The organism is Segatella hominis, assembly GCF_004535825.1.
GTDB classification, from domain to species: domain Bacteria; phylum Bacteroidota; class Bacteroidia; order Bacteroidales; family Bacteroidaceae; genus Prevotella; species Prevotella hominis.
This window is the reverse complement of sequence record NZ_SGVY01000030.1, coordinates 1-17,283: the sequence shown is the minus strand read 5'-3', so window position 1 is coordinate 17,283 and position 17,283 is coordinate 1. Positions and strand designations below refer to the sequence as shown.

15 protein-coding genes and 1 pseudogene are annotated in these 17,283 nt (G+C 46.0%); 15 read left to right on the top strand and 1 reads right to left on the bottom strand.

Annotated elements, in window-relative coordinates; all coding sequences use genetic code 11:
* Positions 1-6 precede the first annotated feature (6 nt).
* A complete protein-coding gene (locus EXN75_RS11110; protein WP_006743465.1) occupies positions 7-507 on the bottom strand; it encodes a nucleotidyltransferase domain-containing protein in 501 nt (166 codons plus the stop codon).
* 395 nt (positions 508-902) lie between these two features.
* Between EXN75_RS11110 and EXN75_RS11105 the strand changes: the two are divergent.
* The 15 genes and pseudogenes from EXN75_RS11105 to EXN75_RS11035 all read left to right on the top strand — a co-directional run.
* Positions 903-1,004 (top strand): annotated as a pseudogene (locus EXN75_RS11105) (DUF4134 family protein); the annotation flags it as partial.
* A gap of 51 nt (positions 1,005-1,055) precedes the next feature.
* Positions 1,056-1,358 carry a hypothetical protein gene (locus EXN75_RS11100; protein ID WP_010537139.1) on the top strand — a complete coding sequence of 101 codons (303 nt, stop codon included), beginning with the start codon at positions 1,056-1,058 and terminating at the stop codon, positions 1,356-1,358.
* A gap of 159 nt (positions 1,359-1,517) precedes the next feature.
* Positions 1,518-1,829 carry a hypothetical protein gene (locus tag EXN75_RS11095; RefSeq protein WP_134843871.1) on the top strand — a complete coding sequence of 104 codons (312 nt, stop codon included), beginning with the start codon at positions 1,518-1,520 and terminating at the stop codon, positions 1,827-1,829.
* Positions 1,830-1,835: 6 nt separating this feature from the next.
* Complete coding sequence (locus EXN75_RS11090) at positions 1,836-4,394, top strand: TraG family conjugative transposon ATPase (RefSeq protein ID WP_134843870.1); 2,559 nt, start codon at positions 1,836-1,838, stop codon at positions 4,392-4,394.
* A gap of 6 nt (positions 4,395-4,400) precedes the next feature.
* Positions 4,401-6,962: a hypothetical protein gene (locus tag EXN75_RS11085; RefSeq protein WP_134843869.1), complete on the top strand. Its 2,562-nt coding sequence runs from the start codon at positions 4,401-4,403 to the stop codon at positions 6,960-6,962.
* Positions 6,963-7,023: 61 nt separating this feature from the next.
* Positions 7,024-7,752: a hypothetical protein gene (locus EXN75_RS11080; RefSeq protein ID WP_408005954.1), complete on the top strand. Its 729-nt coding sequence runs from the start codon at positions 7,024-7,026 to the stop codon at positions 7,750-7,752.
* 43 nt (positions 7,753-7,795) lie between these two features.
* A complete protein-coding gene (locus EXN75_RS11075) occupies positions 7,796-8,581 on the top strand; it encodes a DUF5045 domain-containing protein (protein ID WP_134843868.1) in 786 nt (261 codons plus the stop codon).
* Between the two features lie 6 nt (positions 8,582-8,587).
* Positions 8,588-9,724, top strand: coding sequence for a membrane protein (locus EXN75_RS11070; RefSeq protein ID WP_010537145.1), 1,137 nt, complete (start codon positions 8,588-8,590; stop codon positions 9,722-9,724).
* A gap of 43 nt (positions 9,725-9,767) precedes the next feature.
* The gene (gene traK, locus EXN75_RS11065; protein ID WP_010537146.1) at positions 9,768-10,382 is read left to right on the top strand and encodes a conjugative transposon protein TraK; all 615 of its coding nucleotides are present in this window, start codon (positions 9,768-9,770) and stop codon (positions 10,380-10,382) included.
* Between the two features lie 53 nt (positions 10,383-10,435).
* Positions 10,436-10,822 carry a hypothetical protein gene (locus EXN75_RS11060; RefSeq protein ID WP_134843867.1) on the top strand — a complete coding sequence of 129 codons (387 nt, stop codon included), beginning with the start codon at positions 10,436-10,438 and terminating at the stop codon, positions 10,820-10,822.
* A 2-nt stretch (positions 10,823-10,824) separates the two neighbouring features.
* On the top strand, positions 10,825-11,994 hold the full coding sequence (gene traM, locus EXN75_RS11055) for a conjugative transposon protein TraM (protein ID WP_134843866.1): 1,170 nt from the start codon (positions 10,825-10,827) through the stop codon (positions 11,992-11,994).
* Positions 11,995-12,028: 34 nt separating this feature from the next.
* Entirely contained in the window at positions 12,029-12,895 is an 867-nt protein-coding gene (gene traN / locus EXN75_RS11050) for a conjugative transposon protein TraN (RefSeq protein WP_134843865.1), read from the top strand.
* Positions 12,896-12,907: 12 nt separating this feature from the next.
* Entirely contained in the window at positions 12,908-15,091 is a 2,184-nt protein-coding gene (locus tag EXN75_RS11045) for a type IV secretory system conjugative DNA transfer family protein (protein WP_134843864.1), read from the top strand.
* A 101-nt stretch (positions 15,092-15,192) separates the two neighbouring features.
* The gene (locus EXN75_RS11040; protein WP_246031374.1) at positions 15,193-15,675 is read left to right on the top strand and encodes a glycoside hydrolase family protein; all 483 of its coding nucleotides are present in this window, start codon (positions 15,193-15,195) and stop codon (positions 15,673-15,675) included.
* A gap of 740 nt (positions 15,676-16,415) precedes the next feature.
* Entirely contained in the window at positions 16,416-17,153 is a 738-nt protein-coding gene (locus EXN75_RS11035) for a UpxY family transcription antiterminator (protein WP_134843862.1), read from the top strand.
* Positions 17,154-17,283: the final 130 nt, after the last annotated feature.

The following is a 17,283-nucleotide window of genomic DNA, read 5'->3' as shown; positions in this document are numbered from 1 at the left end:
ATTGAATCAGATGTGAGTTTTATATTGCTCCGGTATCTCAAGATTGAAAGTTCTGCATAATAACAGGACGTCGTGGACATCATTTTCATCGTATTCATATCCAAGATGGAACTGTACCTGTGCCTCCGGGTTTATGCATGTTACCTCAATATTCCCGATATTTCCTTTACCTGAGAAAGTTTCGCTTGGGAAAGTGTATCCGTCATATAGAATTCCATCTTCGACATATTCGAAACAATGCAGATCGATTATTCTTCCGTTGTCATCTTTCCAGACAGTATGGCTATCGGTCGTATAGTCCATTACAACTTCTCTGTATCCCTTCCAGGTAATCACGGATATGGCCTTACCATAGTCTTTCTTCTCTACGAACAGATCGATGTCGTTATGTATTCTTGTTTCTCTGCCTATAAGTGCATCGACACCCCAACCGCCGTCCAGAAACACCTTTACAGATGCTTCAGACAGCATTTCAAGAATCTCACATGCATCAAAATAAGTGACCATAAAATTGCAATTAAAATAAACTTTGGTGCAAAGTTAATAAAATTCCGTGAGACTAAAGAGACTTATACGTAGAAAGTTAAACATACAACTGTATTTTCGCAGAAAATACTATAAAATGCCACCTGAAAAGCCCACTTTTCGTGCACATTTTTCCAACTAAAGCCATTTTTTCAACCTGATTGCTGAAACGACAATAAGGTTCACAATACCTGATTTTGCACCTTCAGGAACGCAGCACAAAATGATAGAAAATGAAAATTTCCGTTCATTTCCGTGTTAAGATATGTTAAGCAGATGTTTTCATTTTGGGGTTTTTGAAATTTTTGTTTCCAGTTTGTTTCTTTTGGTACTTTTTGCTTTTTGGGAGTGTTGATATTCAGCACTTTACAATTCGGAAGCAGATTCTCAAGAAAAAGATCATGATGATTGTAGGAGCATGTATCTTCCTCGTGGCAGCAGCACAGGCATTGCCATTGTTCTTCGGTGTGACCAACTAACGAGTGAGAGTTATTCCGTGCATATTCAGTAAGTGAGAAACGACGTGAAGAATGGCAAGAGAAGAGCAGGAAATCCGCTACCCCGATTACCCACTGTTCAAGGGACTCCAGAAGCCCCTTGAATTCATGGGAATACAAGGGCGGTATATCTATTGGGCAGCAGCCACGGCAGGAGGAGCCATCATCGGCTTCATTGCCGCCTACTGTCTGATGGGTATTATTGCAGGACTGATAGTGTTGGTCGTGGCAATCACTACGGGTGTAGGTCTCATCATGTTCAAGCAACGGAAGGGACTGCATACCAAGAAGAACGACCAAGGAGTGTTTATCTATGCCTACAGCAAGCGCATATAAAAATGTGAAACAAAAAAAGTATCGACATGACCAAGATGTGGATGACAAGTAGAAAGTGAACGACTGGTAGGCTCATTCACCCCCAAGGGTGTGGGTCTACCTTTATTCGTTTCTGCGAAAAGAACATTGCATCTTCGACATAAATGAATAGTTATGAGCATGAAAGCAAAGAACATAATAATGATGGCATTGGCTGGCATATTGCTAATCGCTTGCAAGGATAAGACCTACAAGCCACCCACATTGGATGCCATGAGGAGTGCTGACAAGGCAAGGGCTATTTGGGCGAGAGAAACAGAAGAACGTCCTGCAACTGTGGAAACGCAAACAAGCAGGATGGATTCCACTGCAAAAGATAGTATATCACCCCTTTATAGCGAGAAAAGCTCCAATACCTCTTATAAAGAGAATGACAACAAATCATCCAGTATGGGAGAAAATCATCAATCATCCGAAGAAACAGAAGAATAAACGAATATGGTACTATATGTAATCTTATTTTTCGTGGCAATCTGCATTGGCATGGCCATATCGGTCTATGCCTTTGGTACTGGTGGCAAGCGGAAGAAAATCTTTCAGGACATCTACTTCTCCGTGGAAGACACGGACGGTATCGGTGTGCTCTATACAAAGACTGGAGAGTATTCTGCCATCCTGAGAATGGAGAACCCAGTGCAGAAATATTCTGCCAATATAGACAGCTATTATGAGTTCACCAATCTGTTTGCTGCCATCGCACAGACTCTGGGTGAAGGCTATGCCCTGCACAAGCAGGACATCTTTACCAGAAAACAGTTCAAGGATGAGAGTGGCAAGGGACACGAGTTCCTTTCCGAATCCTACTTCCGCTATTTCAACGGAAGAGAATATACGGACAGCATGACCTATCTGACCATTACGCAGGAGAACAAGAAGAGTCGTCTGATGTCTTTCGACAACAAGAAATGGCGAGATTTCTTAGTGAAAATCAGAAAGGTGCAAGACCAGCTGAAGGATGCCGGTATCAAGTCGGAGTTCTTGAACAAGCAAGAAGCAAGTGTGTATGTTGACCGCTTCTTTGCCATGAACTTCCGTGACAAGATGGTGAGCATGACAGGATTCAAGGTGGATGACGAGATGATAGGTATGGGTGACAGACGCTGTAAGGTATATAGTCTGGTGGATGTGGATTGCGCCAACTTGCCGACACAAATCCGTCCGTTTACCAACATCGAGGTGAACAACACAAGTATGCCAGTGGATCTGGTAGCATTGGTGGACAGCATTCCTGGTGTGGAGAGTGTGGTGTATACCCAAATCATCTTTGTGCCGAATCAGAAGCGTGAGCTTGCCATGCTCGACAAAAAGAAGAACCGCCATGCCAGCATGCCGAACCCAAGCAATCTGATAGCCGTAGAGGACATCAAGCGAGTGCAGGAGGTGATAGCGAGGGAAAACAAGCTGTTGGTATATACCCACTATAATCTGATAGTGACGGTGAAGCCAGACACGGATATACAAAAGTGTACCAACCATCTGGAGAATGCCTTTGGCAGGATGGGCATCCATATTTCGAAGCGAGCCTACAACCAGTTGGAACTGTTTGTCAACTCTTTCCCCGGCAACTGCTATGGGATGAATGCCGACTACGACCGATTCTTGACCTTGGGCGATGCTGCCACCTGCCTGATGTACAAGGAAAAGATTGTGCATAGCGAGGACACACCCTTCAAGGTCTATTATACCGACCGCCAAGGAGTACCAGTAGCCATCGACATATCAGGAAAAGAGGGACGAAACAAGCTGACCGACAACAGCAACTTCTTTGTCCTCGGTCCTTCGGGAAGCGGCAAGAGTTTTTATGTAAACTCCATGGTGCGCCAAGCCCATGAGCAGGACACCGACATCGTGTTGGTAGATACAGGAAACTCGTATGAGGGACTATGTGAATACTTTGGAGGCAAATACATATCCTACACAGAAGAACATCCTATCACGATGAACCCTTTCAAAATCAAGCGAGAGGAATGGAACATCGAGAAGTTGGGATTCCTGAAGAACCTGGTGATGCTGATATGGAAAGGAAGTCAAGGCACAGTGAGCAAGACCGAAGACAGACTGATAGAACAAGTCATCAACGAGTATTACGATGCCTATTTCACCACCAAGAGAGTGAGCAACCTCTGTTTCAACACTTTCTATGAGTTCAGTACTGAGCGACTGCCGAAAATATGCGAGGAGAACGGTCTGCATGGCATAGACCTGTCATCCTACAACTATCTGTTGAAGGACTTCTATAAAGGAGGCAGCCATGATGTGACGCTGAATGAGAACATGGACAGCAGTCTGTTTGATGAGACCTTCATCGTCTTCGAAATCGACAGTATCAAGGATGATCCACTGCTTTTTCCACTGGTGACGCTCATCATCATGGACGTCTTCCTGCAGAAGATGCGCATCAAGAAGAACCGAAAGATGCTCATCATCGAGGAGGCCTGGAAAGCCATCGCCTCACCCATGATGGCGGAATACATAAAATATCTGTATAAGACCGCCAGAAAATTCTGGGCAAGCGTGGGTGTGGTGACACAGGAGATACAGGACATCATCGGCAGTGAGATAGTGAAAGAAGCCATCATCAACAACTCGGATGTGGTGATGCTGCTCGACCAGAGCAAGTTCAAGGAACGCTTTGACACCATCAAGGCGATACTCGGTTTGACCGATGTGGACTGCAAGAAGATATTCACCATCAACCGCTTGGAGAACAAGGAAGGACGCAGTTTCTTCCGTGAAGTGTTCATCAGACGAGGACAGACCAGCAATGTGTATGGTGTGGAAGAACCGCATGAGTGCTATATGACCTACACCACGGAACGAGCGGAGAAGGAAGCATTAAAACTCTACAAGCGAGAGTTGAAATGCAATCACCAACAAGCTATCGAAGCCTATTGCAGGGATTGGGATGCAAGTGGTATCAGCAAGAGCCTCGCTTTTGCTCAAAAGGTAAATCAGGCAGGAAAAGTACTGAATTTAGGGAACAAAAATAAAAAGTAATCAAAGATGAAACGACTTCTATCCATCATAACACTGATAGTCTGTGTGTTGGCAAAGGCTGACGCACAGTACTACAGCGTGAACTATGACAAGCAGACTGTGGCTGCTATGTCTGCTGCCTACGGAACGGAAGCCGTGGCAGAGGCATACTATAACGAGCAGGTGCAGAACATATTGAAACACTATAATGCTGCAGAAGTGGCGAGTGCCGGTATCTACGCCTCCAAGTTTCTGGAGCGCAAGGCAATGACGGAGTTGGGCATTTGGAACAGTAGCACAGAGAACTACTATTACCGCCGTATCTACAACATGGTGAGCAATAAAATCATGCCGAAGATATGGACGGTAGCAGGCATGATGCTGAAAAGTCCGCAGACAGCCCTCTATTGGGGAAGTTATCTCGTGAAGATATGTGATGACACCAAGAACCTGTGTATGCAGTTTGAGAGTGTGGTAACAAACAGCACCCTCACATTCTCGGACATCGCCTTTCTACAAATCAACCAGGAGATAGCTGCCATACTGAAACTTTCAGAGATTGGCAACGTGGATTGGAAGAAGATGTTGGACGATTTGTCGAAGGTGCCAGGCAATTTTACAGTAGACAATCTGAAAGCCGACATCGACAATCTGTATAAGGCAGGAGCCAACCTTGCAGGAGCAGGAATGAACAATATCGGCAATGCCCTTTTGCAGAGCAGCCAGTTCAACGACCTCTTCCAAGGCAAGCTCAGTGCAGCCATCGACATTGTGGATAACTATTCCTCGCTGTTCAAAAGTCTCGACAAGAGCGTAGGCAACACCCTCTTGGGCATGATTGGAGGCAAGGATAACGTGGCAGGACTTTTCTCTCTAACCAACTATAACCTCACCTCATGGATGACGGACTATCTGGATGAGACGGCAGGAAACTACTACACGCAAAGATGGTATATCGCCCGACGAGACCAAGGACGAGAAAAACTGTGCGACTATGTACCGCCCACCGATGACAACAGCATCTTGAAAGGCGACCACTGGTACAGAATCAACACCAAGGATGCCAACTTCTATCCCAACAGCAGCCAAAAAGAAGCCATCCTGCAAAACTCGGAGAATCATGCAGGATGGTCAAGGACAAGGGTGCAACAGCTCAGCAACCAGAATGACGGCTTTACCTACGGTATCAGCTACTGGCTGAACAGCTACATCATCAGTAGCAAGAAAAAAGGACAGAAACAGAAGGCATACGCCTACGAAATACAGGTGTACAAGAGTTGGAACAGGACAGAAGAAGTGTATGAGGCAGTCTTCGACTCCTATTCGATGGACTTGAACACCTTCAATGCACAACTGCAAGCCCGGTTGAGCGAATGGAATGACAACGAGGAAGGCTATACCTATTATATAGGCAGTGGCGCACGCAACTACTATCAGGCAACCGATGCCGCCAAACTGAAGGGATGCGAGAGCGTGACCATTAGTGTGACATGCAGCGACGGTGTGCAGTTGGGGCAAGGCACCACACAATACAAATGCAAGAGTTGTGGCGGTTCGCTGAATGACCACAGCAAGAAATGCGCCATGACAACATCGGTGACAGAAAACACCCTCGACCTCTCGGACTTGTATAAACAAGAGCAGGAAGCCAATGCCAAGATAGCCTCTCTGCAATCTCAAATCAGTCAGTTGGAAGCCGAGAACAAGTCACTTGTCAAGCAAATCGCCAATGCAAGTGTGGAAGATGCAGCCAAGTATCGGGAGCAATACAACAAGAACAAGGCTTCCATCGAACAACTGAACAAAGAACTTGCCACATGGCAACAGAAACAAAGGGAAATAGAGGAAGCCAAGGCAGAGGCAGGAAAGGACAATGACGTGGCGACGGATGACTACTATCGCATACCAGCCATTATGAACGACTGCAAGAGTGCCTACAACCTGACTTGGCAAGGGGAAGGAACATGGAGCGGCTATACTTACATTCGAAAAGCCACCATGCCCAACATCAACGGCATCATCACCTTCAAGGCAACATTGAAGATTGCCCGAAAGCCGAAATATTTCTTGGGCATCAAGATACACAGAGCCATCCTGCAGATCAGTTGGGAGCTGACATCGGAATACACCAACACCTCGGTAGTGGATGTGATGACGCTTGACCCAAGCAAGACCGAGCAGGAAAAGGCGGACGAAGTGAACAAGCGCATCTCGGAAATCGCACAGGAATTTCCATCGTGCAAGATAACCACCGAATATGCTAAGAGCGCACCTGCCGATGACAATAACACCGATGATACCCTTCATCTGCTATGGTCGAGCGATAGGTTAGAGATAGCCAGAGAGGTGGACAGCAGAATCACCAAGATATACGCAGACTTGGTATCGTTGGAGAAGATGATGCACTACAAGCGCAACATCATCGACGTGCTGATGGACATCGCTCCACATATCAATGCTGACGAAGGACGACGGTTGACACTGGTGGAGAAATGCAAGAAACGTTGGTTAAGGAAAGCTGCCGACACCAAACATTCAGATGATTATCACGGCAAGTTTAATGATGAAGACAATGAAAATGAGAAATAGAAGAGAATACAAGGCTGATGCAGCGGAGAGGGTTGCAGGGTCAGTGAGCAAGAAGCGACGAATGGATATTGTGAGAACATTGCTGGTAGCAATCTTGTTCCTCGCCCTCCCCTCTAAAACATTCGCCCAATGGGGATTTGATGTTGCCAGTGTGGAAGCCTACATCAATGACCACAAGAAACAGCGGAGCCTGTTGCTTGCAAGAAGCACTTTGGAATACAGCAATAAACTATTGCACAGTTACAGTAAGGACGAGACCAAGGCATACAAGGAACTGAACGTTGACCTTGACAAATACACCAGGGCATTTGATGTGATAGATGTGCTATATCAAAGTTTACGAACCAGTCTGAACGTGTACTCCACCTACGAGGGTGTGAGCGACAGAATATCGGACTATAAGAAGCTGTTGGATGACTACAACAAAAAAGTCATCAAACGAAAGCGCATTTCGCTTGCCGATACCATACTGATAGGTATTAACCGACGAGCCATAGAGAATATCGCAAATGAAGGCGAATACCTCTACAAAAGCGTGAGCGACTTGGTGCTGTATGCCACAGGAGCGGCAGCGTGTTCCACGGCAGACCTTCTTGTGGTATTGGAAAGCATCAACACCTCGCTTGACAATATAGAGAAGCATCTGAACAAAAGCTACTTTGAGTCGTGGCGATATATCCAAGTGCGCATCGGCTATTGGAAAGAAAAGGTTTACCGAACCAAAAGCAAGCAGCAAATACTGGAAGATGCCTTCGGTCGGTGGCGAGTGGCAGGTAAACTCGGATATTGAGAGAACGAAGAATTTATAATCCCATATATAATAATGTATAGGCATGGATAGAAAGAAAACAAGAATAGGAACCATCATGTTGATGTTGGGAGTCGCTATCAGCGGCAATGCCCAAAGTGGTGTAACATACAATCATGACAGTTCGAAAAAGAACCAGATAACGGTGATGGAAATCGGTAGTGGTAGTCTGTCACCAGAATTGTACTATCAGTTACTGCACAGCAGTTACAAGAAATCGGCTGCCAGCAAGAACAAACTCGGTTTTCGTACCACGGCAGGAATCGGAGCTTACAATCAAGTGGAATATGCCGAAGCCATCGACTCTGCCCTGACCAAAAGAGCAGAGATTGAGGCGTTGAATATGGCAGACCGTCAGATTGACCTCGCCTGGAAAGTGGAAGGAAGCAAAATCAACAGCAAGATGGATGCCTTCAAGAAGAACATCGACCGCATCCTGCCTGTAGGCGGATCCATCGGTGACAAGCAACGCTGGACAGAATACTATCATGTCTATGAGACTGCCATCAAAGCCACCAAGGATGCCTATATGCCCAATGCCAAACGCAAGAAGATGTATCTGCAGATTTACGCAGACGTGGCAAAGCAGAACGAGACGCTTGTGAAGCAACTGGTGCAAATGTCGAATGCCATCAAGACCAAGGAACTGTTGGCTGCAAACGGCAACTACCAGACCGCCAACAAACGAAGCATCATCAGCAGTGCATCCAGCAAATGGCGAGAGGCAGGAATGGCAGTGAGAAACGATGCATCTTCGGGCAGTAATAATGGCTCGAATGAGGATGACAATGATTTGAAAATAAACAGATAAGGAGTTATGGCAGACAACAGTAGCATATTATCCGACTTCGGCATCAACATCTTGGAAGAAGAAATTGATGACGTGATTTTCCAGACCAACGAGTTTCTGTGCGACGCTACTTTTACAGGCTCAAACGGACCTTTTTGGTGGGTCGTCCAAATGTGTATGGCACTCGCAGCCCTCTTCTCCATCGTGGTGGCAGCGAACATGGCCTACAAGATGATGGTGAAGCATGAGCCACTGGATGTGATGAAACTATTCAAGCCACTGGTGATAAGCATCATCCTCTGTTGGTGGTACCCACCAGCCGATACTGGTATGACAAATAGTGGTAGCAGTTGGTGCGTATTGGACTTCCTGAGTTACATTCCAAACTCCATCGGAAGTTATACCCATGACCTTTATGAGGCGGAAGCCACACAGATAGAGGACAAGTTTACGGAAGTTCAGCAGCTTATCTATACCAGAGACACGATGTACACCAACGTACAAGCTCAGGCAGACATTGCCCATAAGGGAACAACAGACCCGAATCTGGTGGAATCGACCATGGAGCAGACAGGCGTGGATGAAGTGACCAATATGGAAAAGGACGCAGCCAAGCTGTGGTTTACCTCACTGACTGCAGGAGCCGTAGTGAACATCGACAAGATAGTAATGCTGATAGCATTGATTGTCTTCCGTATCGGTTGGTGGAGCACCATCTATTGTCAACAGATACTGTTGGGAATGCTGACGATATTTGGACCGATACAATGGGCGTTCTCGCTACTGCCGAAATGGGAAAGCAGTTGGGCGAAGTGGCTGACAAGGTATCTGACCGTGCATTTCTATGGAGCCATGCTCTACTTCGTGGGCTTCTACGTGCTATTGCTCTTCGACATCGTGCTCTGCATACAGGTGGAGAACCTGACGGCTATCACCGCCAGTGAGCAGACGATGGCGGCATATTTGCAGAACTCGTTCTTCTCGGCAGGGTATCTGATGGCAGCAAGCATCGTGGCTTTGAAGTGTCTGAACTTGGTTCCAGACTTGGCAGCTTGGATGATTCCTGAGGGCGATACCGCCTTCTCTACCAGAAACTTCGGTGAGGGTGTGGCACAGCAAGCCAAAATGTCGGCACAGGGAACACTTGCCCATGTGATGCACTGATAAGGGCAAAAAAGTAAAAAGATAAAATAATAGCAAAATAGCAATGGTAATCAAGAATTTAGAGAATAAGGTGAAGTTGGTGACTATCATCTGTAGTCTGTTTCTGGTTGGATGCGTGCTGATAAGTATCAGTAGCATCTGGACGGCAAAGAACATGGTGGTGGATGCACAGAACAAAATCTATGTATTGGACGGCAATGTGCCTATTCTGGTGCAGCGCACGACGATGGATGAGACACTGGATGTGGAAGCAAAGAGTCATATCGAGATGTTCCATCACTACTTTTTTACATTGGCACCCGATGACAAGTACATCAAATACACGATGGAGAAAGCCATGTATCTGGTGGATGAGACAGGACTGGCGCAGTACAATACACTGAAGGAAAAGGGCTTCTACTCCAACATCATGGGAACGAGTGCCGTGTTCAGTATCTTCTGTGACAGTATCAAGTTCAACAAGGAGAAGATGGAGTTTACCTACTATGGCAGACAGCGCATCGAGCGCAGAACCAATGTGCTGACACGTGAGCTGGTGACGGCAGGACAACTGAAACGAGTTCCGAGGACTGACAACAATCCACATGGATTGCTGATAGTGAACTGGAGAACCTTGCTCAACAAGGATATTGACCAGAAGACGAAGAGCAACTATTAAAGGTAAAAGGGTAAAAAAGTAAAAATGTAAAAAATAAGTGAAAAGAAATAACGATGAACACAAAAGGATTTAAGCAGATGCTCATTGGGGAGAAGATGCCCGACAAGGACGACCCCAAATACAAGGAACGCTATGAGCGAGACGTGAGAGCCGGAAGGAAGTTTGCCAAGATGTGCAGGATAGACAAGACGGCAGCCAAGGTGCAAAGGTTTGCCGACTTGCACAAGACACTGTTCCTGATCATCGTGTTCGGATTTGTTGGTGTGAGCTTCAGTTTCAACATCTATCGCATGGCAAGAGCTTACCATTATCAGGGCGAGCGACGCACCGCCACGGAGAGACAGGACTCGCTGATAAAGGCTCGCCATCAGAATAAGGGGAATGCAAAGAACATAGTAAGGACCAATGAGGATGCACGCCATCCTCATAAAGACAAATAACGATGAAGCTGACAGAAAGAATCAATTTCAGACAACCCAAGTACATGCTACCTGCGATTGTCTATCTTCCACTGCTTGGTGCCTCCTACTTTATCTTCGACCTCTTTGATACCAAGGTGGCGGAGAAGAAGGATGCCAATATGCAGACCACGGAATATCTGAATCCGAATCTGCCACAAGCCCATATCAAGGGCGGTGACGGTATTGGAGGCAAGTATGAGAACATGTTGAATGCCTACGGCAAGATAGAAGATCATAGTGCCGTGGAGAATATAGACCGAGACAATGAGCAAGAAAAAGAAGAATACCAAAGCAAGTATTCGGATGCAGAACTGCAACAGTTGGATGCCGAAGCCAAGAGGCAAGCAGAAATGGAAAAACAGAGAGAAGCCCATGAGCGACAAAGAGAGAATGAAGCGTTGGCGGAACTGAACAAGGCACTTGCCGAGGCAAGACTGAAGGGACAGCAAGCCACACAAGCGAACATCTCGACTTCTGCAGCCACCTCTCCTGCCGACTCGCAAGACTCAGCCAAGGGCGGTATCAACATCGAAGGCAAAATAAAGGTGAATGAGAATGCCAGAAAGGAAGCGGACGAGAATGACAAGCCAAGTGAAGTGGTAAAAAAGGTGAAGACATCATCGGACTACTTCAATACATTGGCAGTGAATGAGAAAGAGCCGACACTCATCAAGGCTATCATTGACGAGAACATCAAGGCTATGGATGGAAGCCGTGTACGTTTGAGACTGTTAGATGATGTGGAAATCGGTGAAATGGTGGTGAAGAAAGGCGCATACCTGTATGCCACCATGAGCGGTTTCAGTTCGCAACGAGTGAAAGGAACGGTGAAAAGCGTGCTGGTGGATGACGAGATAGTGAAAATCAACCTGTCACTCTATGACACAGACGGTATGGAAGGCTTGTATGTGCCAAGCAGCCAGTTTAGAGAGACCACCAAGGATGTGGCAAGCGGAGCCGTGACCGGGAATGTGGATATGAATACCACCAATACTGGCAGCAGTTTTTCACAATGGGGCATGCAGACCATGCAGAATGCCTATCAGAAAACAAGCAATGCCATAGGAAAGGCTATCAAGAAGAACAAGGTGAAACTGAAATATGGCACCTTTGTGTATCTGATAAACTCGAAAGATACCAAGAGCAAGTAAACATTAAACACAACAAAGTAAACATTACATCAATATGAATATCAAGAAGACCATTGGCACATTGATGATGTGCGCTATAACAGCCACACCCATGATGGCACAACAGACCAGTGCGGAGAGCTATCAGCCCTGCACCTACCAGGAAATGGAGCAGCTGACCGTGAACGAGCAAGTGACAACAGTCATTACGGCAAGCGAACCCATCCGCTTTGTGGACATATCCACTGACAAGATAGCAGGAGACCAACCCATCAACAATACTGTGCGTTTGAAACCCAAGGAGGGACTGCATGAAGATGGTGAAGTGCTTGCCATCGTTACCATTGTGACAGAACGCTACCGTACCCAGTATGCGCTGCTCTATACAACAAGATTGCAAGAGGCAGTGACGGATAAGGAGATACAACAGATAGAAAAGAATGCATATAACAATCCTGCGGTAACCTTGTCCTCTACTGACATGGCTCGCTATGCTCGTGAGATTTGGAGTTCGGAAGCCCGTGTGAACAATGTGAAGACCAAAGCCCATAAGATGGTAATGCGACTGAACAACATCTATTCGTCGGGCGACTATTTCTTCCTGGATTTCTCCGTGGAGAACAAGACTGACATTCCATTTGATATAGACCAAATACGATTGAAGTTGACGGATAAGAAAACCGCCAAGGCTACCAACTCGCAGATGGTAGAGTTGCATCCAGTCTTCATGTTGGAGCAGACCAAGCGTTTCCGCTATGGCTACCGCAATGTGATAGTCATTCGGAAAATGACATTCCCGAATGACAAGCAATTAACCATCGAAATGACGGAGAACCAAATCAGCGGTCGCACCATCTCATTGAAAGTGAACTATAGCGATGTGTTGTCAGCCGACTCATTCAATCCGATTTTTCTAAAATAGCAATCATATCCAATGGAAGAAAGCAAGGAGCTACAAGGATTTTACAAGATATTCAGGGCGGTCATCTACATATCCGTGTTGATGGAGTTCTTTGAGTATGCCATAGACCCAAGGGCGATAGACGGCTTTGGCGGTGTGGTGTGCGACCTGCACGACCGCATCAAGCAGTGGTTCATCTACCATGACGGCAACCTGGTGTATAGCAAGGTGGTGACGTTCTTGTTGGTGTGCATCACCTGTGTAGGCACGAGAAACAAGAAACACTTGGAATTTGATGCCCGAAGGCAGGTGCTGTACCCCTTGGTGAGTGGCGTGCTGCTGTTGATATTGTCCGTGTGGCTCTTCGGCTATGCGATGGACACTCGTCTCTATACCCTAAGATTGAACACCATTCTCTATATGGTGACAACCATAATCGGAACGGTATTGGTGCATATCGCCTTGGACAACATCTCGAAGTTCTTGAAGGAAGGACTGATGAAAGACCGTTTCAATTTTGAAAACGAGAGTTTTGAGCAGTGCCAAAAGGAGGAATACAACAAATACAGCGTGAATATACCCATGCGCTACTACTATAAGGGCAAGTTCCGTAAGGGATGGGTGAACATCGTGAACCCATTCCGTGGCACCTGGGTAGTGGGCACACCGGGTAGCGGTAAGACATTCTCCATCATCGAGCCGTTCATTCGACAGCATAGTGCAAAAGGCTTTGCCATGGTCGTTTACGACTACAAGTTCCCTACCTTGGCAACCAAACTGTACTACCACTATAAGAAGAACCAACAGTTGGGCAAACTGCCAGAAGGCTGCAAGTTCAACATCATCAACTTCGTGGATGTGGAATACTCCAAGCGAGTGAACCCGATACAGCAGAAGTATATCAATAACTTGGCAGCAGCGAGCGAGACCGCAGAGACATTACTTGAATCCCTGCAAAAAGGAAAAAAGGAAGGCGGTGGCGGCAGCGACCAGTTCTTCCAGACCTCAGCCGTCAACTTCCTCGCCGCCTGTATCTACTTCTTCATCAACTATGGCAAAGAGCCATACGACAAGGATGGTAAGATACTGATAGCAGAGAAAGTACTTGACCCGAAGACCATGCAGATGAAGCCGACCGGTAAGGTGTTTAACCATGCAGGAGAAGAAGTGGAGCCAGCCTATTGGTTGGGCAAATATAGCGATATGCCTCATATTCTTAGTTTTTTGAACGAAAGTTACCAGACAATCTTCAATGTGCTGGAGACCGACAATGAGGTAGCACCCTTATTGGGACCGTTCCAGACTGCCTTGAAGAACAAGGCTATGGAGCAGTTGGAGGGTATGATAGGTACACTGCGTGTCTATACCTCACGTCTTGCCACCAAGGAAAGCTATTGGATATTCCACAAGGACGGCGATGACTTCGACCTGAAGGTCAGTGACCCGAAGAATCCGAGCTATCTGCTGATAGCCAATGACCCAGAAATGGAGAGCATCATTGGAGCATTGAACGCCCTTATTCTCAATCGCTTGGTAACACGAGTGAACACAGGACAAGGCAAGAACATCCCCGTGAGCATCATCGTGGACGAGTTGCCGACCCTCTACTTCCACAAAATAGACAGACTGATAGGCACAGCCCGAAGCAACAAGGTGAGCGTAGCCCTGGGCTTTCAGGAGTTGCCGCAGTTGGAAGCCGACTATGGCAAGGTTGGTATGCAGAAGATTATCACCACCGTAGGCAATGTGGTGAGCGGTTCGGCACGAAGCAAGGAAACTCTGGAATGGCTATCCTCTGACATTTTCGGAAAGGTGGTGCAACTGAAGAAAGGCGTGACCATCGATAGAGACAAGACGAGCATCAACCTGAATGAGAATATGGACAGTCTTGTACCAGCCAGTAAAATCTCGGACATGCCGACAGGATGGATCTGCGGTCAGACGGCAAGGGACTTTGTGGCAACCAAGACCGGCATGAATGGCAGTATGAACATACAGGAGAGCGATGAGTTCAAGACCAGTAAGTTCTATTGCAAGACCGACTTTAATATGGCAGACATCAAGAAAGAAGAAAGCGAGTATATGCCACTGCCCAAGTTCTACACCTTCAAGAGCCGTGATGAGCGTGAGCGCATCCTCTATAAAAACTTCGTGCAAGTTGGTGAGGACGTGAAAGCCATGATAGCAGAGATATTCAACAAGAAGAATGCCAAGTGACAAGCCAATGACACTCCAAATGCAAAACAAAAACAACATCCATGACGAAAAAGATAAGAATATATATTACCCTAATGCTCTTGTTTCTGTGCCAAAGCATAGTGGCACAGAACAAAACACCTACAAACGATAGCCCAAGCCAAACCGACTTGGGCATCTTTGCTTTGCCACCCTTTGAACGAGCCGTACGGTGCATCAAGTATTACGAGGGATGGCACGATATTAAGCGCAACTATCCCTATATCGGATGGGGACATCGGATATTGCCACATGAAAAGTTTAAGAAGAATCTTACTTATCAGCAAGCCGATACTCTGTTGCGCTCAGACCTCACCAAGTTATGTGCTATGTTCCGCAAGTATGGCAAGGACTCACTACTCCTTGCCGTACTTGCCTACAATGTCGGCCCCTATAAGATATTAGGGAACAAAAGATTTCCGAAGAGCCGTCTCCTGCAAAAGATTGAACGAGGATTGCGTGACATAGAAAAAGATTACCTTGACTTTTGCAGATGGAGAGGCAAATGCATTCCGTCCATCAAAAGGCGAAGAATGACAGAACTTCAACTATTATACATCCCATAAAAACGAAATATTACTTCATCAACCATCGAAGTAGCACTTCATAGCCTGTCGAAGTTATACTTCATCGGCACTTCAAGTATATTGGTCTCGTAACATACAAAAATTGCATAAGAACAGCATTTGTTTATACAAAATTTCTGAGATATTAAAGCAAATATGCTTAAATAGTCTTAAATTTGTGTTGTAGTATTTATATTTCCTGTCATTTCTTGTCTTTTCTCAATAAATTTTCGTATTTTTGCAGTCGGATTGTATAGCCAGACCGCAGTTGTCGCTGTAAGACGAGTTCTTTCATGATAACCGAGTCGGCAGCCTACGCCGTGCTGAGTGTAGTGAAGTCAACCATGACATATCTATACGAAAGCGGGCTTTGGGTGGGAAGACAATCCAGACATAATGGAAGGCGTTTATCGACGCTGTGTTTGAGACACACTGAAATCTTCCAAAACAATCAGTATCAAAGTCTCGAATATGGTCAACGGTAGATGTCCCGGGTGTGATTATATCAATCCCGTGGAGACCTTGTAAGCATGAATTGTACCCTTTTGGGTGCAGTTAAATGTTTTATATAGGTCTCTTTGCGGTAGCGATTTTCATATCGGCGTGGGCTCTGACGTTGTCTGTTCGACTTTGATAGGCAGTTGGAAGAGCCTCAGTGTGTGGAATGGACAACAGGACGATTCCACGCTTTTTTTGTCGCAATTTAACGGATTTCTGTCTAGAAAAAAGTTAGCACCGATATGAAAGTCGATGAATGGACATCAGAAGATGTACACACCTCAGGAGGTGGTGAATTCCCTCCTTGCGCTGGACTTACCTCCAACGCCCTCCCCGAAGCTCAAAGCATTGTTTCCGCCGAGAGTTCACAAACAGGGGTGTCCACCAGAAATGCCCATATAGCAAGTAAGCCTAAAGCGCAAAAAGAGGAAGAAATTCCTCATTGGTATGCTTTACGCACCACCTATGGTAGGGAGAAAAAAGCATACGACTACATGACTGCCAAAGGTATCACGGCTTTCTATCCTACTACAGATACTGTGAAACTTATAAAAGGTAAGCGCAAAGTTGTTACCGAGTCACTTTTACCAAATATCTTCTTCGCCTACGGTACTGAAGAGCAACTCAAATCTTTCGTTTACGACAACGTAAACCTCCCATTCCTTCGTTTTTATTATCGCCACGTCCACGTTGGTCGCAGAATAGAGAAGACTCCATTAGTAGTTCCAGACTATCAGATGGAAAGTCTCAAAATCATCTGTGCTGCCGATGCGGACAATACCATCGTGTCATTAGTCGAAGTGCCAAAGTTCGAGAAAGGACAGTTGGTAAAGGTTATTGATGGGGCATTTAAGGGAGTAGTTGGCAGAGTCGCACGATGGCAGGGGCAACAGAGAGTTGGCGTGGTTGTTGATGAACTGGTAACGGTGTGTACAGCATACATACCGAGTGCGTTTTTACTTTCACTAGGAAACAATTAATATAACCTTAATTCCGCAACACTATAGTTTAACATTATTTATAAGTGCCTGAGCAACAAAAAGTTGCCCAGGATTTTGCCATGTCAGAATTTTCACTTACCTTAGTGTTGCGAAAAGAAGACAAGCAAAA

Bases quoted from the DNA above. Each gene is read 5' to 3' on its own strand.
- EXN75_RS11110 (WP_006743465.1), bottom strand. From the start codon at position 507: ATGGTCACTTATTTTGATGCATGTGAGATTCTTGAAATGCTGTCTGAA.
- EXN75_RS11100 (WP_010537139.1), top strand. From the start codon at position 1,056: ATGGCAAGAGAAGAGCAGGAAATCCGCTACCCCGATTACCCACTGTTC.
- EXN75_RS11095 (WP_134843871.1), top strand. From the start codon at position 1,518: ATGAAAGCAAAGAACATAATAATGATGGCATTGGCTGGCATATTGCTA.
- EXN75_RS11090 (WP_134843870.1), top strand. From the start codon at position 1,836: ATGGTACTATATGTAATCTTATTTTTCGTGGCAATCTGCATTGGCATG.
- EXN75_RS11085 (WP_134843869.1), top strand. From the start codon at position 4,401: ATGAAACGACTTCTATCCATCATAACACTGATAGTCTGTGTGTTGGCA.
- EXN75_RS11080 (WP_408005954.1), top strand. From the start codon at position 7,024: ATGGATATTGTGAGAACATTGCTGGTAGCAATCTTGTTCCTCGCCCTC.
- EXN75_RS11075 (WP_134843868.1), top strand. From the start codon at position 7,796: ATGGATAGAAAGAAAACAAGAATAGGAACCATCATGTTGATGTTGGGA.
- EXN75_RS11070 (WP_010537145.1), top strand. From the start codon at position 8,588: ATGGCAGACAACAGTAGCATATTATCCGACTTCGGCATCAACATCTTG.
- traK (WP_010537146.1), top strand. From the start codon at position 9,768: ATGGTAATCAAGAATTTAGAGAATAAGGTGAAGTTGGTGACTATCATC.
- EXN75_RS11060 (WP_134843867.1), top strand. From the start codon at position 10,436: ATGAACACAAAAGGATTTAAGCAGATGCTCATTGGGGAGAAGATGCCC.
- traM (WP_134843866.1), top strand. From the start codon at position 10,825: ATGAAGCTGACAGAAAGAATCAATTTCAGACAACCCAAGTACATGCTA.
- traN (WP_134843865.1), top strand. From the start codon at position 12,029: ATGAATATCAAGAAGACCATTGGCACATTGATGATGTGCGCTATAACA.
- EXN75_RS11045 (WP_134843864.1), top strand. From the start codon at position 12,908: ATGGAAGAAAGCAAGGAGCTACAAGGATTTTACAAGATATTCAGGGCG.
- EXN75_RS11035 (WP_134843862.1), top strand. From the start codon at position 16,416: ATGAAAGTCGATGAATGGACATCAGAAGATGTACACACCTCAGGAGGT.